Source organism: Vibrio sp. E14 (assembly GCF_020515785.1).
Lineage (GTDB): Bacteria > Pseudomonadota > Gammaproteobacteria > Enterobacterales > Vibrionaceae > Vibrio > Vibrio diabolicus.
Genome location: NZ_JAHPJI010000001.1, coordinates 262043 through 286597, shown reverse-complemented (window position 1 = coordinate 286597; position 24555 = coordinate 262043). Strand labels below are relative to the sequence as shown.

Below are 24555 nucleotides of genomic sequence, written 5' to 3'. Positions count from 1 at the left end.
GCGCTCAGATACAGAGCGTCTCTACCACTTTTGTTAATGGGGCGATAATATATAAAATTTTCGGGAACGTTACCGCAAGGAAGCGAATTTGTTACTTCTATCACGTTCAATTGTGTTACTTACATAAAAATCATTAACCAGCGCACAGTTAAATTATTCGTTCTAGCGGAATTAGTTTGAAGATATCAGGTTGTGAATGGGAATTTGATGTTCGCGTGAGGGAATGATAATCACTCACTTCCCCAATCTACTTGGTGACGACGCACCTCTAGAAGATCAGCGGCTAAGCTTGAAAGTGACTAAGAGCGAAGCGGATCTCGATACCTTGGTTCAAACGACATAAAAGGCTTTTAACGCCCTGTTGAGGTGATCAACGCAATACTGATGCTGCCGCATAACACCTCAACCACTAAAACCAATGTATAGTGAAAATGCCACGCGTTGCAAATCACTCTAAATGCTTTGTTATGTGCTAATTTAATGCAGCCACTTGTTATTTAGTACCTTATAACTTGAACTAATTAGTAGCATTGTTGGTGGCATTGTGCTGTCTGTAGGTACAGGAAAAATCACATCGTATACCGCAACTTCTACTGGCTCCATTTGGTTTGCCTTCATGTAATCTTCAGCAGCCCCGTCTTCAACCTCTTTACGATCGTTAGAGTCAAACGCCCTAACGTGAAGAAACTTCTCTTACTCTACTAAGGCCTTTGAAACATCTTTCTTTATTGAATACTCCAACAAGACTGCCGTTTCAATCAATTTTTCTCTCTAAAACAACGTGTTAAAATAGCTGATTATACAACGCATTAATTATGGGGATGAAATGAAAATATTTGTTATTCTGGGTTTAATTGCAGTAGCGTTCTACTTTTACACCAGTGGCGATGAAGACAAAATTAATAATCTTAGATCTGTAGAGTTCAGCGCCAAAAATAGGATTCTGACGATAGCAATAGATGATGATAGAGACTTGCAAACAAAAATCAGAGTGGACGATAAAATAGAAGAAGCAGTGCTCCTTAATCAGGTGATAGATAAAGGCAAGTCAATCTACGCCGACGGTAACTATCTTTACCAAGGCCGATGCCAACACGTTCAATTAGAATGGCAAAAAGGTGAGTTGTTCTTACCGAAATACTACAAGGTACTTTTGAATGAAACCTGTTAAAAAAGTTAGTGTTAACACACCCACTTTTTCCTAGTTTGTTAACCAAAGATATATGCTGTTGTCAGAGGGCTTTGATATGACTGATTTGCTAGGTAAGTTAGCGTAGGATTCAGAACATCATTTGGTTCTCAATTTCTTGCATGGCAATAGCGCGGCCAACTTCGAGAATCCATCGAATCATGCTCGTTGGACCACCGCCAACTGCGTACTCTAGACTAGCGTTAAAAAACGCTTCTAGAAGGCTCAAAGCTTCGAATACCTTAAGAGCACCCTCATACATGTGATAGTAAGTATAAGCTACTTCATCGGTAAATCTAAAGCCTGAAGGCGGTCTAAATATAGTACAGTTGTTGCCATAAATATTACGATTCCCGATCTTACGGAATAGCTCCATAAGGCGCAAAAACTCTGCATCTGCCTCTTCACCTGAAACTGAGCTCTTAGCTTTCACCATCTCTACTTTTCAGCAAAGCTAATACTAATACCAATCACATCATCGTATTTCAGATAGGTCATTTTTAACGGTTTTAAAAACTTCTTCGAGCATTTTTATTCCTTATTTTTGTGGGTTAAGTTGTTCTAGAAAGTTAAAACCAATTACGTCGAGATTTGTAACAAGCACTGTCTGTATATACAGTAATTTTATAAAGAAAGTTGCGATAAAACGAGCTAAATTGGAATGGGGCAAAAACGCGCCAGCAGCGCAATTAACGTTACCCAACAAAACGCCCTTCACATAAGTAAAGGGCGTTTGTTATTTGATGTTTTGATTAGCGAGTTATAACACCAACCCACCATCAATCTTGAGCACTTGTCCGGTTATAAACGCACTTTTATCAGACGCTAGAAACGCAACGCCATTCGCAATGTCTTGCGCCGAGCCCATGCGTCCCAGAGGCGTTTTACTTTCCATCATTTGAATGACTTTTTCAGGCAAGCTCTTTGTCATGTCGGTAGCGATAAAACCTGGAGCAACACAGTTGACTCGGATTTGAGCGCCTTTTCTTGCTAACTCTTTCGCCCAGCCTTTGCTCATCGCTATCACGCCACCTTTACTCGCGCCATAATTACTTTGACCAATATTGCCATCCGTTCCCACGATAGACGAAATACTGACAATACTGCCTGCGCCTTGCTCTAGCATGACAGGTGCAACGCGCTGGGTGAGTAAAAACACCGCTTTTAGGTTCACGTCGATAACGCTGTCCCAGTCTTGCTCTAACATGTCTGGCAGCAGTGCATCTCTCGTTATCCCGGCGTTGTTGACCAGAACATCAATGCGTTGATGTTTCGCGACGATGCGGTCGACCACTTCACTTACCGCTGCGGCCTCACAGAGATTCACTTGATAACTTGAAAGGTTTGGCGACTGACTCCACTCCACAGGCGAGATATCTAGTCCCACGACGTGGAATCCATCTTCGAGTAATTGCTCGCAAATGGCCTGCCCTATACCGCGAGCAGCTCCTGTAACGACGGCGACTTTTTCGTCTTTCATCTTGGTCTTCCTTAAATGTTGAGAGTACAAATTCGCTTGTATCCCTAGCGTTTTTTGTTTTTATGCCTAGTCGCGCTACAGCTGCGCTTCTCATACGCAGGGTCTTTTATATCTTATAAAAACTATAGAAACAGTCTGGGAGTCGGATGTGAACTAATCAAGGCAACTTGATGACTATGGCAAGCTCAACTTAAGAAAGTGTGTTGGAAGGAGCAAAGTTACACGATTGGAGGACTTGGATAGAAAAGTATTGATCTGATGACTCAAATACTACTTCATCAGACCAATATTACTTGTCTCTTAATCTCTTACAAAAGCTGGTTTTGTTATTTTCACCAGAAAAGGTTGAAGCAAAAGATTAAACAACATTCCAGTAATAAACAGGGTGATCACAATACTCGCACCACTTGGTAAGTCGTAGCGAGCCGATGCGGCAATACCCGATAAAATCCCAACAATACCGATGCTGATACTGGCGACAAAGAATCGAGTTCCCTTCAATGCTGCCGCACATAAAGCTGGAATAACCAACAAAGCAAATTCTAAATAAATGCCGGTTAACTTGACCGTAATGGGCATCAGGATAGCAAAGATCAGATAAAAACCACTACCACACATAAACGCAGGTTTTAACCAAACCAATAGCAACATCGCAGCGGTAATGAGTGCCAAAGGCCAAACGTCTGCCCAAGTCGCCCATAACAGTTGCCCATTAAGAATGCCTTGAATAAAGTCTCCGCCGTGTGGGTCTTTGCTCACCAGCAGGATCGCCAGCGATGCAGACACCACAAACAAGCTGCCAATCATGGGCTCTAAATGTTGCTGGTATCGTTTCTCCATTAAGGCAATCAAACCGCAAAGCATCAAAGACATAACCCAAGGGCCAATCATTTCACCAAAGAATGAGCCTGAGAACAGCGCGTATTGGCTCAACCAGTAGTGGCTTAGTGCTGCCCCCAATGCCGCAACTTGCGCCACCGCCAAATCTATAAAGATGATCTGACGATTAAGAACTTGTTGCCCCAGAACGATGTTGCCAACTAACGCAATTAAGCCACACAAAACCGCAGGTAAAAGCCATGCATAATCTGCCATGACTTAGATCTTCACTGGAACGGGTGGCACTAACACATCCAGTAAATCATCAATGACCTGATCGTACATCTCATCCAAGCTTTCACCCTCAGAAACGGTCAATGGCAGTTGAATCACAGGTTTGTCAGTATGCTCCTGCAACCAGTTCGCTGGACGCTGATCCTGATGAGAGGAGTAAACAATCGCATCAAAACTGTCGGCATCTAACTTGGTAAGTGATTGCAGGTGAGATGTGGCCGGTGAAATGCCCGGTTTAGGTTCGAGATCGGCAATCTGCTTCATTCCGAGCCAATCGTACAAATAACGATACGTCGCGTGATAACCGACAACTTGCTTACCCTTTAAAGCCGCACCTTTCTCATTCCATTCATTGAGCTTTTTTTGCCACTGCGCGCGAAACTTCATACCATTCACTTGGTAACTTTGCGCGTTGTCGGGATCAATCGCTTTTAAGCGCTCAGTTACTTTACGAGATAATGGAATCATGTCATTTGCCGCAAACTGAACATGTGGGTTTCCGTGCGCATGGATATCCCCCATGCTGCGGTCAACATGATCATGAGAGTCCAACATACGCACGAAATCGGTCGCATAAATCATGCTTTGAGCACCATTTTGAACAGCACTATTGCCACTTCTATTTTGAAGCATCGGCAACCAACCTACCTCCAACTCAGCGCCAGAGCACATCGCCATGTCAGCTTGGCGCATCTTGGCAATTAAAGACGGACGAGCTTGAACATAATGCGGATCTTGCTTAGCCGTGGTTGCTGAGTAAATGGTGGCGTTTGGGGCATGACTTTCAAGAAAAGCTTTCCATTCAGGCTCACAAACGAAAATGTTGAGAGCCAAAGCAGGCGAAGAGATGATGGCAGCTCCCGCCGCCATCATCACTAAACTGCATTTACTTATCGCAAGTTTAGAACGCATGTGCACCGTGCGCTCCAAATGTCATCACGTATTGCAGAGTAAACACGTTGTCTGTTTCGCTGTCTTGGTTATCAATGCGAGTGTATTGCGCACGGATCGTACCGAAATGAGAAGAATCCCATGCGATCATCGCATCCATCTCTTTATCATTCAGTGCTGTGAAATGCATGTGGTCGCCGTGTGCATGACCATCGTAGCTTTCTGCTTCGCCGTAACGTAGACCAGCTGACCAACTTGGGTTGAAGCGGTAAACGCCCGAAACATAGTATGCGCTTAGGTTGTCTGGTGACTCTGCATCGTTCTTGTATTTGCTGTCTACTACACCGTCTAACAACATGTATTCCGCAGATAGCGTGAAGTTGCTGTACTTGTAGTTACCATCTGGTGCCCACTTCCACACAAAATCTGCGCCGTATAGGTTCGCACCCGTTACAGCAGCAGCGTGGCTGTGGTCATGTTCTTCTTCGTGACCATGACCATGGTCGTGATCTTCGAATTCTTTAACTTTGCCATTTTCGTTACGCAGGTAACTTAAACCAAACTGCCAACTTGAAGATTCAGAGAAATCATTACCAAGCTTCATCGTTGTCGTGTAAACACCAACTTTAGAGCCACCTTCAATAGAAGACATCTTGTTGCCGCTTAATGCTTCTACACCAAACTTCACGTAAAGATCGGTTGGCAGAACGATGTTTGCGCGTACACCGTCATCATAGTAATGCGAACCAAGGAAAGTACGGTAAGTAATTGGGCGTTCAACGAAACTGTCAGTGTGCATGTGTTGATTGTTGAGGTAACCGAAGTCAGATAGGAATCGGCCTGCGCGCACGTTTACACCGTAAGGCAATGCCAAAGTTTCGATGAATGCTTCTTCAAGCTCTAATTCTGTCTCATCGCCATGACTTTCAAGAACAGCGGTCAACGCACCGTGAAACTTGTCGTCAATATTTGATGATAAGTTCAATTCCGTATGGCCTAGACCAAAACCTTCTTCGCGATCGGAATTATGACGTTGACCATCTTGGTAGTAGCCATCAACAACAACACCAATCTGTGGGTTCGATAATGTATCGGCAAAAACAGGGGACGCAAAAATGCTACCGATCGCGAGAGAAACCAATTTCTTATTCACTACTTTTTCCTTTTGTTATGTTATAACGTTCAATTTGGTGGTGTTATAATATAACAATTATCATTACACAAGCAGAAATTTAACTCGGTTCCGACTGCTAGCTCGTATTCAATCCCTGATTTTGACTATCCACAAGTGAATCAATTGATGTTTTTTATACGTATACTATTGAGAGTCAATCATTAGATAAGTAACGGAATTTCAGTATGTTGAATATGGATTTCTCGAAAAGAATCGTGATAGAAACAGATGAACAGAAGTGGATCGCCAGCCCTTCCAAAGGCGTGTGGCGTAAACCTTTGGAAAGAGAAGCCAAAGAATCAGGGCACACCACCAGCGTAGTGAAGTATGAGCCAAACTCGCACTTTTCGACTCATCCTCATCCTCACGGAGAAGAAATATTAGTGCTCGAAGGAGTGTTCTCTGACGAAGATGGTGACTACCCTGCTGGAACCTACTTGCGTAACCCTCCTGGAAGTCAACATGCGCCCTATAGCAAAGAAGGCTGTGTGATTTTAGTTAAACTAAATCAATTCAATTCTGATGATCTTGAAACAGTTCGCATCAACACGAACGAAGCGAATTGGTTACCTGGCATCGGTGGGCTGAAAGTCATGCCATTGCATGATTTTGAGCATGAACATGTCGCATTGGTTAAATGGCCGAAAGGCGAGAAGTTTCAAGCACACCGTCACTTTGGTGGTGAAGAAATTTTTGTGTTATCGGGGGAATTTAAAGACGAGCTAGGAACCTATCCTCCCTACTCTTGGATACGCAGTCCACATATGAGTGAGCACTTTCCTTTTGTAGAGCAAGAAACGGTCATTTGGGTAAAAACAGGCCACCTGCCACTCCAAGCTCCTGCTCAGCAATCCTAATGTTGGAATACTTGGCATCGTCCCTTGAAACTAAAATCGGCTCGTAGATTACGAGCCGATGATCATTGCGTCGCTAAGAGCCCATAATTCTCGAGTGGAGCCAATCTTTGAGCTCAGCTCGATTATGTTTTAACACGTTCATTTCGTGATCATCAATCGGGCTTCCTTGCAGTTCTAGTACGCGGATTTCCTTATCTAAAGCATTGTAGTTTTTAACGGTTTCAGCAAATGATGCATCGTTTTCGGCAAGCTGAGTAATGGTATCCAAATGTTCTGGGAATTCATGAGTTAATGAGTGATTTTCACCTAACATAGAGACCTCTTGGCTAGAGTTATTGATGTATATCTCCGCTCATTTTTTGAGCGACACATTCTTAACCATAGCACTTCATTGAGCACAATATCGTCGATTTGAGCACACTTTTACTGAACGTCTTAATGATGGTTCGTCACTGTTTTCGACCCGGTAACTCCGCTCGTTGTTATTCTGTACTTTGCCAATAATCGGCTACATTTAATACACTTCTCATAAAAAGGTACATCTAATGAACAGCATGAAAATTGGCCTAATCAGTGCATCAATAGCCGTTGCACTTATTGGCTGTAATTCAGACAGTGACTCTGTCAGCACAATGACTCCTGTTACTTTGTCTGTATCAGATGCCCCTATTGATGACGTATCAGAAGTGGTGATCACATATAACAAAGTTGCATTTCTTCCTCTTGATGGTGGCACACCACAAGTATTCGATGTGTATAAAACAAACGAAGAAGGCAATTTGGTCGACGAAGATGGTAACCCCCTTCCCGATGGTGAAGATCCACTGCCCCTAAGTGTTAACTTACTCAACTTCCAAGGCAGTGACGCACAAGAATTGGTGGATGATGAACTGATACCAACTGGTAATTATAAACTCTGCGTGTTTGCTAATGATGGCGATCATCCAAACTACCCATCGTATGTGATTGACGAAGCGACAGGAAATCAAATCCCACTGACCGTCAAAGGTGATGGTGCTTGCCCACAAGGTGTCGGAAAGGATCCTGATTCTGGGGTACTGTTCTTTAACAACACCTTTGCAGTCAACCCTGACAATAATGAGTTCGTAGTTGAATTTGATCTGCGCCGTGGCTTAAAAGACGGAACAGGCCAAAACGAAGGCTACAGCATTCAACGCACCTCCGTCACTTTAATTAACACGGTTACAACGGGGGAGATTCAGGGTGATGTCGCAACATTGACCTATCAAAGCTGCGAAACGGATACCCCAAGTGCAAATGGATATTCGCACGCGGTCTACTTATATCAAGGAAATATCGCCGAAGAAAACATGGGTCCATTTGCCGGCGCAGAAGGCCAAGCAATGCCAATCGCAGCAGCGAACGTGGTTCAAGACGTTGATGATGCAAATTACGAGTACGAATTCGGTTTTGTAGAACCTGGTACTTACTCGGTCGGTTATACCTGTACGGCAAATGACGATTCTGAAGAAGGTATTGTCGCTGGCGAAACTTTCAGCATTTATCAATCAACTAGCGGACTTAACGTATCCGTTGGTACTGATACAGACGCAAACTTTTAAGATCCCCTAGAAATGGCAGAGTCAGCACAAGCTCTGCCTTTTCTTCATGGCGCTCTTGGTCAGTTCTTTGCTCGCCATAAACCGACTCACACGATAATACGTTCATTTTCATCCTTAGAAGAAGCTAATGGGCAGATAGAAATCCAGCTCAAACGCCTCATCATGGCTGAGAAAGTGATTTTTATGATAATGGACATAAGCGGGTGTAGAACGCTGTTTAAAGCCAGAGTTAGGCAACCACTTCTCTAGTACCATACTCAGTTGAGGAAGAAGCTCACCATATACGCCCGTTAAGCGAAAGACGGCATGTAAACCGCCTGGGATGGTCATTTGATTCACGACGCCGCGCACTTTGAGCGGCGTATCAATCGCCATACAAGCCACATAACGACACTTGTCGAGTTCGACCCAAGCAGGATTGGAGTGATGCAAGCCGTATTGAACCGAAAAGTCCCGATTCTCAGAACTTGCCCACGCTTTCAAAATCAGCCACGCGTTGCGAATGGAACGGCTATAACCCTCATGCCTTACATACGCCGCAAAGCGTTGTGGAACCTCCATAATTTTAGGTTCTGGCAACTCGCGTTTCGCAACACGATGATAACCCGCTGCTACTTCCGGATCCTTCAAATACGGTTTTTCTGCGACTTGTAAATCATGCTTTCTCCACGCACCAGGTGACATAGCGAACGTCGCTTTAAACGCTCGGCTAAAAGAAGATACCGAGCTAAAGCCGCACTTGTTAGCAATGTCTAACACCGATGAGCTGGTATCAAACATAAGTTGATTGGCAGCGTATTCCATTCTTGTACGGCGGATATATTGATGGATGGACTCCCCCACTACATCTTTAAAAATACGGTGGAAGTGTTGTTCAGAATAGGCTGCTACATCCACCAGCTCTTTAGCCGATAACTCTCTGCTAATGTCCTGGTGAATGTAAAACAACACGTCATTGATTCTGGAAACTTGTTGATGGCTCACGGAGTAAACTTTCACTTAAATAGCATAAATGGACATGTTTAACAGCATAAATGGACACACCAAGCTTGGCAATTTACCTATACTATTTCTGACATAAAAAAAAGACAATTACGAGAAGCACAGCACATGGAAATCGCACAGTCATTACAACAAACTAAGTCATCCTACATCCGAGAGATCCTCGCAGCAGCGAGCGATAAGAACGTCATTTCTCTTGCGGGTGGCTTACCGGACGAAAAAACCTTCCCGATCGACTTAATGAAACCGACGCTCGAAAACCTCGCGAACATGCCAGAGGTGTTTCAATATGGCGCAACAGCAGGCTACGCACCGCTACTTAACTTTTTGACCGATTATTACCAGCTGCCAGAATCTCATTTGGCGATGATCACAACGGGTTCTCAGCAAGGGCTAGATTTGATTGCGCGTGCGTACGTGAATCCGGGCGATAAAGTGGTGATGGAAGCACCAAGCTACCTTGGTGCTATGCAAGTATTCGGTTTAGTGCAAGCCAACATCGTGACCGTTTCGCAAACCGAGTGTGGCCCAAACCTTGAAGAACTCGAGCAATGCTTTGCCACGCAGCAACCAAAAATGTTCTACGCCGTACCTGATTTTCACAACCCAACGGGCGTATGCTGGGCGCTAGAGACTCGCCAAAAAGTTGCCGAGCTTTGTATCCAATACGACGTGGCATTCATTGAAGACGCACCATACCGCGAGCTGCGTTTTTCTGGTGAAGCACTGCCGCTGGTTTCGGATTTCTGCCCGCAGCACTCCATCGTGTTGCGCTCTTTCTCCAAAATCGCCTCACCAGGCTTGCGTATTGGTGTGGTAACGGGCAAACGCAGTTACCTTGAGCCACTCATCAAAATCAAACAAGGTGCCGATCTGCACTCTAGTATTCCTATGCAAGCTTTGCTGCATGGTCTACTGCAACATGACAACTTCGAAACGCACATTTCAACCATCTGTGCGCTTTACAAATCGCGTTACGATGTCATGTTTACTGAGCTGCAAAAACAGCTGCCAGAAAGTTGCGTACTCAAACCTGTCGATGGTGGCATGTTTGTCTGGGTCGAGATTCCAGAATGTGACACGTTCGAACTTGCGAAGACCCTTCTTGCAAACTGGGTTGCTGTGGTGCCAAGCCCGGTATTTTATCCGGAAGGTTCAAAGGTAAAAGCCGCTCTGCGTCTTAACTTTACCAATGCCACACCAGAAGAACTGACGACTGCTGTCACTCGACTTGCGGATGTACTCAACGCTTTGTAATTGAGCGCATACGTTAGAATCTGCCTTTGAGATTCGAAAAAGTCTCAAAGGCAGCATCAAAAAAGTTCCCCAAAAAATTTTATATTTTCTCTCAAATCAACTCTCTACAGTAAGTACCTGTTTTCTCTTGATCCTCTCACTCATATAAAAATGAGAACCTAATCACGTATTTGATGGTTAGAAAAGTTACGTCTATCTTTCAAACAAAAGACATCAACTTCGCAGCATTAATGTTCTCAATTTCAGACACTTTACTCAGTCGTGGCTTAGCGATTGAGTAAACGACTAGAAAGCATCTGCGGGCATACCCACTACGAAGGATTGACCAGAACCATTCTGAATGTCGCGAGCCAATCTTTTGATTGGCAATTACGTCAGTGAATCGCACCAAATGACAGAGGGGTTATCAGGATGAACACTCGAACCACGACAGGACTCGTCGCCACTGGCTGGTCCGTTATCTTTTCACTTTTTACCGCATTCGCCGCGTATGCGAATACGTCTCCAAACTGTAGTGATGTTTTAGCGGGCAACACAACTGCCGTATCGCAAAAAATGATGGTTTTACTGGGCGAAGACATCACTAAATCCAACCGCATCACCACGGTGATTCCAGCCAAAAACAATCCATTTGTGACCGAAGCTCTGGTCTCGGTTTCCAACGACGTGTCACCCAATGGACGTTTGCCACAAAAGACATTGGAAGAGATCAGAAAAGTACGCTCAGATTTAGAAAAAGCCGCACAGGAAGTGAGCCGATTACAAGGTACTTTTGAAGTCGCATTTGTTAGCTTGATTGATGGTTACTGCCAGTTCTCGAACCACGAACTTACTCAGCATGCCAAAATCGACTTTGACCATTTGGAAGGTCTCACGTTGTATTCAATCCCCGCTTTGTTAGCAATGGTGGATCAATCTTACGCCATGGCAGAAAATAGAATTGCTAGCGAGCAAGAACAGTTAAGCAACATCGAGAAAGAACAACAGAGACAGAAGCAGCAAGCCAGTGCTGCCGCAGCAGCGCGTTACCAAGACGGTAACGTGTTGGTGAAAGTCGAGAATTTTGATGGCTCTAATGTGACGTTTTCCGTCACTAACGTCGGTTCACAAGGTTCATTACAGCCAAACTTCAACACGTTTAATGCCTATCGCACCGAAAGCGGAGAGCTAGTGTATAAATCGGAGTCTTTGTTGAACTTAGCAGATACTGCGGGTAACACGCTTGAAACCATGGGGATCGCAGAGCTCTCATCACGAGGGGGAAACAGCTTGTCAATCTCTCCGGGTGAAACCCGAAAATTCGTCACCAGTATCGCGTCAGAAGTCGCACCACACACACAGTTAAGCTTGGAGTTCCCGGCCAAAGTATTAAATACCGAACAGGACTTCACGCTGTCGTTTTCTGACACGACGGCAGTGGCTACAGCGAACGTAAATTAACTGAAAAGCGCTCATCACAACGCGCACAGACGTAAACTTGTTGTTTGGCAGCAAGCTCAAAGACAGGCACATTTCGCCTGTCTTTGCTTTCGGAAAAGTAAAATTATGGCTGTTTGCACTTATAAGCATTGGCAAACATGGTAACCGATGTGGAGAAGTCCAACGGCTCATATAAATACAATGTATCTGCGCCTAAATCTGCCGCTTTGATGCGCATTTGGTTTAACGTACCCCAGACCATGTCTTTATCTGCGTGCAGCCAATAATCATAAAAGTGCCCTTCCGAGCCAATTACCGTTCCCATTAGCTCGCAGTTTTCAATCGCATTCACGTTGTCCCAAAGCACTTGGACTTGCTCAGATTCTTGGGTCGGGAACGTCACACATCCCGTCAATGACGCCGCTAACGCAAGACACATCACTCGCTTTTTCATAGTCATATCGCCTAAAAATTATTTAGATGGCGGATTTTATGAATTGCTTATGTGATGACCAACAAAATATTTCTATCGCCCCTTTAAATAGAAATAATGGAAGCGAAGAAAACTCTAAAGGCAGCGTATACCGCTAGTAATCACATGGCATCTAAGATAAAACAGTAGCGATAATATACGGATGAGGGATAGAGTTTTGGTTGCTAAAAATAAGCTAATTCGCTATACGGCTACGGAAGTCGCTGATGCATTTGAAAAAGAAGATGAGCTCATTAAACAAGTTCAGTCCAACCAACTCTCGCAAGTGCTATTACTTTGGCAAGTAAAAAGCCCGACGCTCGTGCTTCCCGCGGGTAAGAAATGGCCAGTGTCTAATGAGTTAGAACATGCGTTAAACATGTCTGGCTGGAAACTCTTTTCCCGTAAAACCGGTGGTGCCCCCGTCCCTCAAGTACCGGGTATTATTAATCTATCCCACATCTATCACTGGCCAGACGGTGAGCCTTACGACATCAAGAAAGCGTATCTCGATTTGTGTGCGATTTTGACAGTTTTCTTTGAGCAACTGGGCGTGAAAGTAGATGTCCATGCTACGCCTTATTCCTACTGTGATGGCGAGTACAACCTCAATATTGGTGGTCAAAAAGTCGTGGGAACCGCGCAGCGTGTTTTACTTAAAAAAGGCGGTGGACAAGTGGTATTGTCACAAGCATGCATTCTGATTGATGCCGACGTTGAAAAGATTGTCGCACCGGTAAAATTGTGTAATCAACTTTGCGGTTACAACGATGATATTCGTGGTGATGTCCACACACCGCTCTTCCATCATATATCCGACCGTCCGTCGGTAGATTCACTCTTTCAGCAACTGACTAGCGCGTTTTTAATGCATGCTAAAGGCCACTAAAGGCGCGTTAACAACCAAAAGGAAAGGAGCTTTTCGCTCCTTTCCTACTCAATCAACCAACGTTAAAAGCGAACTTCCACTTCGACCCCTTCAATCCATCGACTTTTTTCCAACGGCTCATCAAAGCTCAGTGTGACTTTTAAATAGGCAGGCTGCCCTTCAAATGGGCTTTGAAGTTCTGAAGGCAATTTGTTCACAACCTCAACTGGCTTCGATACCGTCGCATTAAACTTTCGACCATCAGGAAATACGACTTTTGCTTTGGTTTCTATATTACTGTATTCGAGGTATTTAGGATTTAGAAAAGCCGTAATTTCAGGTGTCACGTTGCGAGCAATCGTGAGCAATGGCGTATTTTCCGATACATTTTGCCCCTCATGCACATGAATATCGAGTACACGACCGTTCATAGGAGAACGGAAGGTGAGATCTTCTTGTTGAGCACGCTTTACTACCAGCTCACGCATTAAAGAACGATACTCTTGTGTCACTGGACCAGCCAACTCTAACTCTTCCAAGTTACGCATCGCATCCACATAAGCAATTTTCTGACTGCTTAACTGATTACTCAGTGAGTTATTCACACTCACAATAGCCGCGTAATCCACCTCAGACACTTGCCCTTTCTTTCTGTAAAGGTCGTATTTTTTTTGAATATCACGGACCTTCTTCAAGCCTTCGGCTGAGCTTTCAATAGCACTTTTGTATAGCTCATCAGTACTTTGCACCTGATTTTTAGACAGTTTCACCAGCTCATCTTTAATGAAATCAATCTCTTTATTCAACGCATTATCTTTTAACAACAGCAGCGCTTGATCCAGAGTCACTTCCGTACCGACATTCACTGGCACTGGCCCAACAATGGCAGAGCGAGTTGCCGTCACCGTAAGTGGATGTGACGTGATAATGGCAGGGGCAGTCACTAATACTTGCGTTCTAAACAAGTAATAAGCCATAAACAAAAGCGGACTGATTACAATCGCTAAAATCAAGTACCAACGGAGACGATAACCGCCACGCTTTGCCTGTCCGTAGACGACTTTCATCCCGTTCTCAGACTGCGGTTTGTTTTTCTTATCTAAGTGAAAGTTAACTTTCATACTAAAACTTTTTACCTCGCTTCAATACCCACCAAGGTGCCATACTCGACTCTTCATGACTTCTCCTCACAACTTCATTAACCATTGAGAAAGCGGTAATCAAACGCATGAAAAACTGGTAGACAGGGTAAAGAAATAACCATTTCGCTGACTTCAAATCCTCTTTTTTTCTCTCTGATACAAGCCCAATGTAGACAACAAAAATCAGAGAAGATAAGAAGAGGTAGACAAAATAGAGCATTAGCATCAACGCCAATACAAATTTAAGTGGATAGACAATCACCATGTACACGCTAAATATCACCACAAGCAGCGGCAATAAAACGTTTTGAATCACGCCATAAGCCAAAGTGAATAAGAAGTTTCCCCAACCAAGTAACCGTGGAGACAACCCTTCATTGTGTTTACGCAAAAACAAAAATAATAAATCGCCATCCCAACGCAACCGCTGCAATACCAAACCTTTCAACGTATCTGGTACATCAGTATGGCCGATGGAGTGCGTCGAAAAGGCCAATTTATTATCAGGGTAACGACGTTTGTATTGCTTCAAGCGCATGGTTAAGTCGAGATCTTCTGCGGTATGCGTATCCCAGCCCCCCACTTGCTTAAGCAGATTCTTCCGAAATGCTCCGAATGCGCCAGAAATGTTATTGAGAACACCCCATGTCGCCATCCCCGTTTTACCGGCTTGCATCGACAGCATGTACTCCAAGGATTGCATTTTGGTCAACAAGTTGGCGTTATGGTTACGAACTCTTAACGCACCACCGCTCGCAATCACATTTTTATCCGCAAACTGTTTCATCATGGTGAAGACCATGTCGTTATCGAATGACGTATCTCCATCCACGTTAATGACGATTTCACCGCTAGCCATTGATAAGCCGGCATTCAGTGTTGAAACCCGGCCTCCTCGTTGCCATTTTGGCAACACGCGTACTTTACGATTACGAACGCCTGCATGCCTTTTCTCACCATTTAACGCGGCATGATAGGTATCTTGGTTTTGTACCGCCCCATCAACCACAGCAAGTACTTCAATATGACCTGGGTAAACTTGCTCAACTAACGTATCGATAGTGATCCCAATCGCATCACCTTCACCATAACAAGTAATAACGAAACTCACTGAAGGAAACCGCTTTAATTCTGGGTCTTCTTGCGCATATGACCAACGAAATATCCCTGTTAGCACCAGCAAATATAGAGGTAGCTCGATAATGATCATGACGGGAAACAGCAATAGCCATAACTCTTCGTTGTGAAGTAGCATACCTCGAAGATAGTCGAGCAGAACGAGACTATCTTGCAGCATAAATCTCACCCATCAGCGATTCCATCCAAACAGAAACACCATCTTCAATGATCGGATCGGGCAGGTCCCAAGCAAAGACATCCAACTCAAACTCTTCGTCTTCAACAAGTTCACCCAGATCCGATAATTTTTGCTGTAAAATGGACAGGCTCGCGTTGGTCGTATTTGGCATTAGGACAAGCAACACATCCTGTTTGTACTGACAACAGATATCGGTATCTCTAAACAAGCCGCTAAGACGACGCGTCAGTTGATCCATCAATGAGAACAATTTTGCATCGCCATATTGCTTACCGTATTCATCGATCGTCGGTAAATGCAGTCCAAGTAGAAGGTGCTGTTCTTTGTGTCTCAGCGCGACTTTATTTAACCATACAAGCAAATTTTGGAAAAAGCTGACTTCCACTTTGCCTTTGATCGAGAGCTCAGGAGCTTGAATGGACTTACCGTGTTGGAAAATGTATTCACCCACTTCACCAAGTCGATATTGGTAAATTTTACGGACAACAAGCTCTTCGACTTTGATCTTTGAGTCACAACTTAAACATTGACTGATCGTCGCAGCTTCAACAAATAAACTGGAGCAACTATTACAAACGTGGTTTTCAAGCGGGCGATCATAATCAACGCCGATATGGCGCAGCTGGGTCAAACATTTAGGGCACTCAAGCTTTCCACGGCGCTGAAAGCTGTGTTGTTCACCAACATGGCCACAAGTGAAACAGTGCAAAGAGCTTTGAGAGTCGATATCGATGCTGCTGCAATCCGGGCACACCTCTACATAATTCAAGTGTCCGCTGTTGCAATGAGAACAAACACGAATTCTATCGATCAGTACTTCCGCTTCTAATACTCCGCGACCTTGCTCTGAGAGCACGTATCGATAAGTCGAATAAATATCAGGAAACAACATATCGATGATTGGGTACGAATAAACCGACATAGACTCTAAACTTTTTAAAGCAGTCACTCTTCGCTGACGATTGACCCCAAGCCAACCAATCAAAGGGTCTAACACTTCCGGTTCATCAATGGCATCGAGCTTATTTTGAATAGATCGCCAAATTTTTATTGATTCTCTAACTTCAAATACACCGTCGGTAACGCATCGAGAATAAGGGGTTTCCACGGAGACATAAACCGCCCAAGACCAACGCCCTTTCTCCTGATAAAACGCTTTCAGAGCAGTATCTATTTGGTGTGGATCTTGATAAGCAATACACACCATGCCACCGAGTCCCGTTGCCACCTCATCAATATGATTAACCAAAACCATATCTTCAGCTAACTCACTGACAGGCTGTTCACCAACCCAGTAGAAATTGTTATTTATTGACGACATTTTATTAGTTCTCACAACCACAAAATTAATTCATAACATCAGAAATATAGAACTTGCAGTAACAAAGCACTCTAGGTAGACAAGCCTTGCCACCGTTAAATACAACAATAGAACAAATATTTAGAGAGCTTTAACTCAGGCAGTAAAAGCAGAAAGATCTCTGAATAAAGTGTGAAGGAGGCCGTGAGTAGAGAAATCGGATAGCAAAGCGCATAGTACAACCTTTTGTTAGCAAGCTGGGATAATAGTGCGATTTGATGATGAATGAGATCCTTGCATTCACATCAAGCTCATTGTTTTATATCAGTCGATTCCTTTCTGCTCAGCATTTAACCATACCGACATGTATCAAATCTGAGACTTGGTAATACTTTACTAACTAATTCCCATTAAAATTGAGTGGCAAAACACTGAATAATATTCAATCATTTTGATTATTTATCAAACAAGTATTTTTAAGCCGTTTGAGTGATTAATAATCACCATTTTTCTCGCTGTTTTTTCCGAAAGAACACGTAACACATTCAAACTACAGAATGAATCTACGTCACTTTTCTATGCTCTTTTTTGTTCAAAAAAGAAATGAGATCCAGTTCAAATATTTATCCACAACAGAATTAGTTGAAGCCAGCGCGTAAAAGCCTCAGAATGTCGCACTTTTCGTACCGATTTGTTTTCGGCGCGTTGTTATCTAACTCTACAATTGAGAATCATACATATGGGTTTTACCTCTTTAGGTCTATCTGCTCCAATCCTTAAAGCTATTCAAGAAAAAGGCTACGACACCCCTTCGCCAATTCAGGCAAAAGCAATTCCTGCTATTTTGGAAGGGAAAGACGTAATGGCAGCAGCGCAGACTGGTACAGGTAAAACTGCAGGCTTTACGCTACCGATTCTTGAGCGTTTATCGAACGGCCCTCGCGTTCGTGCTAACCAAGTCCGTGCACTTATCCTAACGCCAACACGTGAGCTTGCAGCTCAGGTGCAAGAAAACGTGTTTATGTACAGCCGTCACCTTCCACTAAGCAGTGCAGTTGTTTTTGGTGGTGTGAAGATCAACCCGCAAATGCTGCGTCTTCGCAAAGGTGCGGATGTGCTGGTCGCGACACCAGGCCGCCTGATGGATTTGTACAACCAAAATGCGGTCAAGTTTGACCAACTGGAAGTGCTAGTACTGGACGAAGCAGACCGCATGCTGGATATGGGCTTTATCCGTGACATTCGTAAGATCCTAGCACTACTACCAAAACAACGTCAGAACCTACTGTTCTCGGCGACTTTCTCGGATGAAATCCGCGACCTTGCGAAAGGCTTGGTGAACAACCCGGTTGAGATTTCCGTTAACCCGGCAAACTCGACGGCGAGAACGGTTGAGCAAAGCATCTACCCAGCAGACGTGAAGAAGAAAGCACCGATGTTGGTTAAATTGATCAAAGACGGCGATTGGAAGCAAGTGCTGGTGTTTACGAAAACGAAACACGGCGCAAACCGTCTGGCGAAGTTCCTTATCGAACAAAATCTACCGGCTGCAGCCATCCACGGCAACAAGAGCCAAGGCGCGCGTACCAAAGCACTGGCGGATTTTAAATCGGGTGAAATTCGTGTGTTGGTCGCGACGGACATTGCTGCGCGCGGTATCGATATTCCTCAATTACCACAAGTGGTGAACTTTGAGCTACCTAAAGTGGCAGAAGACTACGTTCACCGTATTGGTCGTACTGGCCGCGCGGGCGAAGTAGGTAAAGCGATTTCACTGGTATGTGCGCTAGAAGCATCTGAGTTGTTTGCGATTGAACGTTTGATTCAAGAAGTGCTACCACGTAAAGAGTTGGAAGGTTTTGCGCCAACCAATGTAGTGCCAGAATCTAAACTGGATACTCGACCAATCAAACCAAAAAAACCTAAGAAGCCGAAAAAACCAAAAGCGCCAAATGCTGCGGGTGAAAACGCTCCAGCAACCGAAAAGAAAGCAGGCAATGGTGCAAACAAACCTAAACGTCGCTTCAACGGTGGTAACAACGGCAACAAAAACAGCACCAATCAAGGTGGTGCGGGCAAGCCTAAAGGCAACAGTGAAGGCCAAGGTCGTACAAACAGTAAACCAGATGACCGTAAACCTAACGGCAACAAGCCAAATGGCAATAAACCGAATGGAAATAAACCAAACGGTAGTAAGAGTGGCAACGCTGGTAAACCGTCAGGTAACCGCAAGCCAAACAATGCTAAGCCTGCAGGAAACAAACCGTCAGGTCAGCGCCGTAAGCCTCGTCCGCAAACTGCAAACTAACCTGTAAACGGCCTCCGATAGCAAATACAACAAAGCCGCTGATAATCTCAGCGGCTTTGTTTTTCTTAGAACACAGTTTTTAGAACGCAGCTTTGTTAAAACAGCCTACATTAAAGGTGTGATTCGAATATCTGCGATTTGAGCTTCGTTCTTTTCACCCTCAATACCACCAGCGTAGATGTAGGTTTCATTCGATGTGAGGTAACTCATATTGAAGTGGTCCTTCAGCGCGATCTGATAGGTTTTCCCCTGCTCCAACGCCACTTCAATTGGCGTTGAGTAACGCATACCTTGGTTTTCACCAATATGGCCCATCTGCAAGTAACCTTGACCAACCACTTTACCTGCATCATCCAATACCTCTAACAATTTCACGGTGTTCGTAATGCCAGTATTAAGTTGCCCTAGGTTATTGTTGTACCAAGCATCGAACTGGTAAGTGCCCGTTACAGGAGCTGTAAACGACTCTGCACCCTTTACGATGCCACTGTCTTTGCTCACCGTAACCACTGAGACATTGTCTTTGAGTGGCTGATATTCGCCAGCAAGTTTGATGCGGCTCTCTTCACCGACACAAACTGGTTGGCTTGGGTTAGAACGGAAGCCTTTATCGTTAATGCTTTCAGCCAAATAACAAGCAAAACCTGTTGGCGTATCGGAATAAGATTGAGCAATCACGTTCTTTTGAATCAGCTCGCCATTGCGATACAAGTTCACGTTGTACTTGCTCGTCACGTCAATCGAAACCGAATTATCAACGCTTGTTACCACCAATGTTGGCTCTTGCGGAGAATAAACGCGGCTATCTTCACTCACATACGGTTTCACACCAGAGACTAAAGTAATGCTGCTATCTACATTCACAAGCGCGCCCAGTGTCACGTGGAAATGCCCCTCTTCGTCCATCGTGACATTTTCAACTGGGTAGTAACCTGTTTCATCTTTGCTTACTTCAGGCAAATCAATGGTTACCGAATAGTTATTTCCTTTAAAGGCAAAGTTTTCCAACGTAATTTGTTCAGACTGAGCCAACAAGTTATTGCGCACCCAACTTGTGATAAACGGCTTCACTTCCAACTTACCCGTTTCGGTATGGATGCCGAATAGGGTCTCTACCACCATGTTCAAGTAGCCACCCACAGACCAAAGCTGACGCTGAGAGTTAATCACTGGGCCATCCAAGCTCGGATCTTCGCCATGATCACTATGGATAATGAATGACTTACCAGAAAGCCACTCTAAGTTTTCCATGTTGGATAAATTGGTTGCCGTACCACGAACCAACGATTGAATGGCATTGTTCGCTGCTGCCACGTTTTGTGTTTGATGCGCGGCGCGCAAGCTGTACGCGGTAACAAATGGCCAAATTGCGCGGTTATGGTACACAGGCACGTCCGGTTGTTGAGGGAAGTAAACCGGCACGCCAAACTCACTGTGTGGGTAATTGGCCATGATTTGTTTCGACTGCGCATCACTTGCTACACCACTGATGATCGCCAGTGCTTCGCCCAACATGTCGTATTTGTCAACCGCGATGTCTTTGCCATTATCAAACAAATAACTCACGTACATACCGCGTGCAGCATTCCAAAACTGATCGTTGATAGCGGTTTTTAACTGCGCAGCCCATTCAGTGTATTTGACCGCGTTGGTTGAATCGTACTTCTCTGCCAACTTAGCCGCGAGCTGAATCGCGCGGTAGTGAACCACGTTTGTTGATAACGCTTTGCTGTTACCAATCGCGTTGACATCGTTTGGCATCCACGTTGAATACGTTTGCTCACGCCAATCGAGGAAGGATTGTTCGCCAGTGTATAAACCAGATTTCGCATCAAAAGCCGCCAGGCGATCGGCTTCAAGTGTATTACTGATCGCTTTGTAAGCGCGCTCGGCAAATTGGTTGTACTCTTCCCCATCCAATGCCGAAAGTAAGCGTTCTGCACCAAGCGCCCAAGTCGTGCGGTCGGTACTGATTGGCCAGCTACCGCCAGTGCCCGTGTCTTGCACAATCTGCTCGCCATCATATTGCTGATCGGTCGTGTCGCGGAAAGCGGACAATTTGAAATTCAAACCATTCTGCACGCGCGTTGGATTCATCAATGCAAGCGAAAGGTCTGCTGCGTACGCCAAATCACGCGTCCATACGTAATGCCACTTCGCGCCCGTCTCAAAAACTTCCGCTTTGATTGGGTTGTTGTAGTTGTAATTGCCGTCTTTGATTTCAGAAACGGCAAGCTGGTCTAGCTCTTTCATCGTCAACGCAAACAACGCGTCAAACGCGACATCACCCGACACCACTCGCGGCCCTGTTTGCTCATTAATCACTAAGCCTTGGTCGAGCGCATCACGCAATTCTGTCGTCGTTGAAATACCAAATTCACGCAGCTCAGCTTTAGGATCTTTCACCGAAAAAATCACGGTATCACTCGAGTCATCGTAATTGGCGAACAGTTTCACTTCTTTACTCTGATGCCCTTCATGCACCATTGCAGGGTCGAGAATCGCATCAGAGTAGTATTTTTCCGCTTCTTCTTGCGTTGCTTTCGTCACAGTCATTGTCGCGCGACTTTCATCGGCAAAGCTCACAGAAAACTTGTAATACCCTTTGTCTTCAAACGTGATCTCAGAGTTGCAATCATCGTTCATACACGCGTCATTCGTGTCTGGTTTAGGCAGGTACTCCTGAGCTTTGTCGAACGCCGCGGGCTCCTCAAAATAGGTGTATTGGATCTGCCAACCCGGATCAGCAATCTTGAACTGATTGCTACCTCGAGCGACGCGCAGTACGGTTTCGTACTCGTTATTACCCAAATAGTTTAGCTTGGCATGCTCTGCCGTGCCCCAATCCCCATTTAAACCACGTAAATATAAGTCGGCTGAAATAATTGGTTTGTCGACCGGCACAGGCGCATCAGAAGAATCTGATCCACATCCAGCGAGACCAATACAAGACGCGACAGCAAGCGCAATAAAACTCAGTTTCATGTTCATCCCTTAGATTGTTGTTTTGGCGACAGTCTAAAGAACACCTTTTTGAGGGGAAAATAGGAAGTCAGGAGCGAGCTATAGATAACATCTATACGTCAAACCCCAACAGTGATGTAGATCTATGAAATGCGCATAATTTCAATCAAATGAGATTACAGATTTGTGATTTATAAATGAAATTGTGCAAAATACCCCTCGTTCTTAGAGGGGAAAGAAAATGGACAAATCTCTGCAGCAATTTTTACTGGTTGCACGCTGCCAAAGCATCAGTGCTGCGGCAAGAATGGCAGGGTTAAGCCAGCCAACGGTAACAAGCAATTTAAAGAAGCTGGAAGAGAATCTCGGCGTGACGCTGTTTGAGCGTTATCCTAATGGCATGGTGTTGACCGAATACGGACGCATCCTCTATCGCCATAGCAACGCGATGCAGCATGAATACAACCAAATGATGCAAAGCATTGATGAACGGAAACAGTACCAAGTCGGAAAAATTAAAATGGGTACTGGCGATGCGTGGTGGCCGCTGTTCGTCAAGCAAGCACTCAATGAACATCTGACCAAGCAGCCATCGGCATCTACGCACGTCGAATTTGGCAACCACTTAGGCTTGATGGATTCATTAATCAACGAACAGATTGAATTCTTCATCGGCCACGAGATTGTCGGCTTGTCGTCTAAATGCGATGTTACGTTTATTCCGCTATTTCAAACGGTTGATGCCTATTTTGTTTCCCCAAGCCACCCACTTCTAGGGAAAACCGTCACCGAGGAGATGCTGCACGAATACCCCGCTCTTTCGGTCACTTATGACGCTAAGAAATTCGCTCACGTCATCGATAACCCAATCCCGAAACAAAATGAACGCGAAAGGCAGCAACTGGATGACAGACCGACTTACGAAGTGGATTCTCTGCTCGCCAGTATTGATGTACTGAAAGAAAGCGTCGCGGTGATGTCTTATACCCGCCATCTGCAATCGTATTTGGAATCCTTTGGCTTACGATACTTAACTATGGAAAACGAACCAAACGCTGGCACCGTCGGGATTTATCGCCACCGCCGAGAAACCTCGGAATCGCATCTAGATCTGATTGCGGGCATCACTCAGCGCGCTAAATTGCTCAACTAGAAAGTCCAAAAACAGGCGAACTCTTTTCGGTTGATATTGGCGGCTTTGATAAATGACATGCAGATCCGCTTCAGCGCCTTGCGAAAAAGCGCTGAAGTTTTTTATATACCCATCCAAAACCGTTACTAAACGTTGTTGTTTTAGGTCTTGCTGAATATCTAAAATCGACTTCAACGCAATCCCCGCACCGTCCAACGCCCATTGTCGAATCACTTCACCATCATCAGAAAATCGCTTTGGCGTGACCGTGATCGTTTGGTGAGACTCTTCATCTTTAAAGTGCCACGTTTTTAATTCTTCATTGCTGCGCACCATGGCTAGGCAGCGATGATCCGCGAGATCTTGTGGACAGTTTGGGACACCTTGCTTCGACAAATAATCAGGTGACGCGCACAGCACGCGTTGACTCGACGCCAGCTTGCGCGAAATGAGATTACTGTCCGCTAACTCGCCGTAACGAATCACTAAATCGAGCCCCGATTCAGCCAAGTTCGATAAATTGTCATTAAGATAAAGATAAGGCGTCACATCCGGATATTGCTCAGAAAAAGCCGACACCATCGGCGAAATAATTTGTTTGCCAATATCTCGTGGAGCTGAAATTTTCAACGTTCCGCGCACTTCCGAAATACCCGTTTGCAGTAAGTTTTCCGTCTCTTTCACGCTATCAATGATGTTCAGACAAGCTTGATGGTACATTGCCCCTGCGTCCGTGAGTGATACGTGGCGTGTGCTTCGGTTGAGCAGCTTTACGCCATAGCGTTCTTCTATCGCTTGCAGCCTTGCCGTTACCGTCGCCGGAGACAAACCTAACTCCCTTCCCGCCGCTGCCAGACCTTGATGTTTAACGATGCTGACAAACAACGTCATATCCGAAAACTTATCCATCTTCGCGCCCTTATTATTTGGAAAAACTGAATAATCAATTCAGATATTACCCAATTATCAAATTAAGTCGAATCCATATACTGACCCTATCGACATTGTTTAGACCCAGAACATTATGTGACAGGGCAAAGTTAAACGCCGTAACGCTGTTCAACGCACAACAACACGCCCTGCCCA

Annotated in this window: 22 protein-coding genes; 8 read left to right on the top strand and 14 right to left on the bottom strand. The window is 44.8% G+C overall.

Annotated elements, in window-relative coordinates; translation table 11 throughout:
* Positions 1 to 477 precede the first annotated feature (477 nt).
* Positions 478 to 618: a hypothetical protein gene (locus LIX84_RS01305; protein WP_181869518.1), complete on the bottom strand. Its 141-nt coding sequence runs from the start codon at positions 616 to 618 to the stop codon at positions 478 to 480.
* A 208-nt stretch (positions 619 to 826) separates the two neighbouring features.
* Here LIX84_RS01305 and LIX84_RS01300 point away from each other — a divergent pair, with 208 nt between their 5' ends.
* The gene (locus LIX84_RS01300; RefSeq protein WP_053809279.1) at positions 827 to 1171 is read left to right on the top strand and encodes a hypothetical protein; all 345 of its coding nucleotides are present in this window, start codon (positions 827 to 829) and stop codon (positions 1169 to 1171) included.
* Positions 1172 to 1280: 109 nt separating this feature from the next.
* Here the strand turns inward: LIX84_RS01300 and LIX84_RS01295 are convergent, their stop codons facing one another.
* The 5 genes from LIX84_RS01295 to LIX84_RS01275 form a co-directional block, all read right to left on the bottom strand.
* A complete protein-coding gene (locus LIX84_RS01295; RefSeq protein WP_053809278.1) occupies positions 1281 to 1625 on the bottom strand; it encodes a hypothetical protein in 345 nt (114 codons plus the stop codon).
* Between the two features lie 324 nt (positions 1626 to 1949).
* The gene (locus LIX84_RS01290) at positions 1950 to 2669 is read right to left on the bottom strand and encodes a beta-ketoacyl-ACP reductase (RefSeq protein WP_046875840.1); all 720 of its coding nucleotides are present in this window, start codon (positions 2667 to 2669) and stop codon (positions 1950 to 1952) included.
* A gap of 300 nt (positions 2670 to 2969) precedes the next feature.
* Positions 2970 to 3764 (bottom strand): metal ABC transporter permease, encoded by a 795-nt coding sequence (locus LIX84_RS01285; protein WP_053809276.1) that lies wholly within the window; start codon positions 3762 to 3764, stop codon positions 2970 to 2972.
* 3 nt (positions 3765 to 3767) lie between these two features.
* Positions 3768 to 4694, bottom strand: a complete 927-nt coding sequence (locus LIX84_RS01280; protein WP_226420418.1) for a metal ABC transporter solute-binding protein, Zn/Mn family — start codon at positions 4692 to 4694, stop codon at positions 3768 to 3770.
* On the bottom strand, positions 4684 to 5826 hold the full coding sequence (locus tag LIX84_RS01275) for a hypothetical protein (protein ID WP_226420417.1): 1143 nt from the start codon (positions 5824 to 5826) through the stop codon (positions 4684 to 4686). The genes LIX84_RS01280 and LIX84_RS01275 overlap by 11 nt, the downstream gene beginning before the upstream one ends.
* Before the next feature lie 206 nt (positions 5827 to 6032).
* On the opposite strand from LIX84_RS01275, the gene LIX84_RS01270 reads away from it, so the two are divergent.
* Complete coding sequence (locus tag LIX84_RS01270) at positions 6033 to 6704, top strand: cupin domain-containing protein (RefSeq protein WP_226420416.1); 672 nt, start codon at positions 6033 to 6035, stop codon at positions 6702 to 6704.
* 73 nt (positions 6705 to 6777) lie between these two features.
* Here LIX84_RS01270 and LIX84_RS01265 read toward each other — a convergent pair whose 3' ends face one another.
* A complete protein-coding gene (locus LIX84_RS01265; protein WP_005392770.1) occupies positions 6778 to 7017 on the bottom strand; it encodes a YdcH family protein in 240 nt (79 codons plus the stop codon).
* A 232-nt stretch (positions 7018 to 7249) separates the two neighbouring features.
* Here LIX84_RS01265 and LIX84_RS01260 point away from each other — a divergent pair, with 232 nt between their 5' ends.
* Positions 7250 to 8287: a DUF4382 domain-containing protein gene (locus LIX84_RS01260; RefSeq protein WP_226420415.1), complete on the top strand. Its 1038-nt coding sequence runs from the start codon at positions 7250 to 7252 to the stop codon at positions 8285 to 8287.
* A 114-nt stretch (positions 8288 to 8401) separates the two neighbouring features.
* Here the strand turns inward: LIX84_RS01260 and LIX84_RS01255 are convergent, their stop codons facing one another.
* The gene (locus tag LIX84_RS01255) at positions 8402 to 9271 is read right to left on the bottom strand and encodes an AraC family transcriptional regulator (protein WP_226420414.1); all 870 of its coding nucleotides are present in this window, start codon (positions 9269 to 9271) and stop codon (positions 8402 to 8404) included.
* Between the two features lie 126 nt (positions 9272 to 9397).
* Here LIX84_RS01255 and LIX84_RS01250 point away from each other — a divergent pair, with 126 nt between their 5' ends.
* Positions 9398 to 10546, top strand: coding sequence for an aminotransferase-like domain-containing protein (locus LIX84_RS01250; protein WP_182018749.1), 1149 nt, complete (start codon positions 9398 to 9400; stop codon positions 10544 to 10546).
* Positions 10547 to 10957: 411 nt separating this feature from the next.
* Positions 10958 to 11986, top strand: a complete 1029-nt coding sequence (locus LIX84_RS01245) for a hypothetical protein (protein ID WP_226420413.1) — start codon at positions 10958 to 10960, stop codon at positions 11984 to 11986.
* Positions 11987 to 12089: 103 nt separating this feature from the next.
* On the opposite strand, the gene LIX84_RS01240 is transcribed toward LIX84_RS01245, so the two are convergent.
* Complete coding sequence (locus LIX84_RS01240; RefSeq protein ID WP_005392758.1) at positions 12090 to 12419, bottom strand: DUF4156 domain-containing protein; 330 nt, start codon at positions 12417 to 12419, stop codon at positions 12090 to 12092.
* Between the two features lie 196 nt (positions 12420 to 12615).
* Between LIX84_RS01240 and LIX84_RS01235 the strand changes: the two genes are divergently transcribed.
* Positions 12616 to 13326 (top strand): lipoate--protein ligase family protein, encoded by a 711-nt coding sequence (locus LIX84_RS01235; RefSeq protein WP_226420826.1) that lies wholly within the window; start codon positions 12616 to 12618, stop codon positions 13324 to 13326.
* Between the two features lie 62 nt (positions 13327 to 13388).
* On the opposite strand, the gene LIX84_RS01230 is transcribed toward LIX84_RS01235, so the two are convergent.
* Genes LIX84_RS01230 through LIX84_RS01220 form a run of 3 tightly spaced genes read right to left on the bottom strand, consistent with a single transcriptional unit; the run spans position 13389 to position 17086 of the window.
* The gene (locus LIX84_RS01230; RefSeq protein ID WP_226420412.1) at positions 13389 to 14426 is read right to left on the bottom strand and encodes an HlyD family secretion protein; all 1038 of its coding nucleotides are present in this window, start codon (positions 14424 to 14426) and stop codon (positions 13389 to 13391) included.
* Between the two features lies 1 nt (position 14427).
* Positions 14428 to 15744 carry a glycosyltransferase family 2 protein gene (locus LIX84_RS01225; protein WP_226420411.1) on the bottom strand — a complete coding sequence of 439 codons (1317 nt, stop codon included), beginning with the start codon at positions 15742 to 15744 and terminating at the stop codon, positions 14428 to 14430.
* Positions 15731 to 17086, bottom strand: coding sequence for a diguanylate cyclase domain-containing protein (locus LIX84_RS01220; RefSeq protein WP_226420410.1), 1356 nt, complete (start codon positions 17084 to 17086; stop codon positions 15731 to 15733). The genes LIX84_RS01225 and LIX84_RS01220 overlap by 14 nt, the downstream gene beginning before the upstream one ends.
* 718 nt (positions 17087 to 17804) lie before the next feature.
* On the opposite strand from LIX84_RS01220, the gene LIX84_RS01215 reads away from it, so the two are divergent.
* A complete protein-coding gene (locus tag LIX84_RS01215) occupies positions 17805 to 19373 on the top strand; it encodes a DEAD/DEAH box helicase (RefSeq protein ID WP_226420409.1) in 1569 nt (522 codons plus the stop codon).
* 105 nt (positions 19374 to 19478) lie between these two features.
* Here the strand turns inward: LIX84_RS01215 and LIX84_RS01210 are convergent, their stop codons facing one another.
* On the bottom strand, positions 19479 to 22358 hold the full coding sequence (locus LIX84_RS01210) for an amylo-alpha-1,6-glucosidase (RefSeq protein WP_226420408.1): 2880 nt from the start codon (positions 22356 to 22358) through the stop codon (positions 19479 to 19481).
* A gap of 220 nt (positions 22359 to 22578) precedes the next feature.
* Between LIX84_RS01210 and LIX84_RS01205 the strand changes: the two genes are divergently transcribed.
* On the top strand, positions 22579 to 23490 hold the full coding sequence (locus LIX84_RS01205; RefSeq protein ID WP_226420407.1) for a LysR family transcriptional regulator: 912 nt from the start codon (positions 22579 to 22581) through the stop codon (positions 23488 to 23490).
* On the opposite strand, the gene LIX84_RS01200 is transcribed toward LIX84_RS01205, so the two are convergent.
* Positions 23443 to 24378, bottom strand: a complete 936-nt coding sequence (locus tag LIX84_RS01200) for a LysR family transcriptional regulator (protein WP_226420406.1) — start codon at positions 24376 to 24378, stop codon at positions 23443 to 23445. The genes LIX84_RS01205 and LIX84_RS01200 overlap by 48 nt on opposite strands.
* Positions 24379 to 24555: the final 177 nt, after the last annotated feature.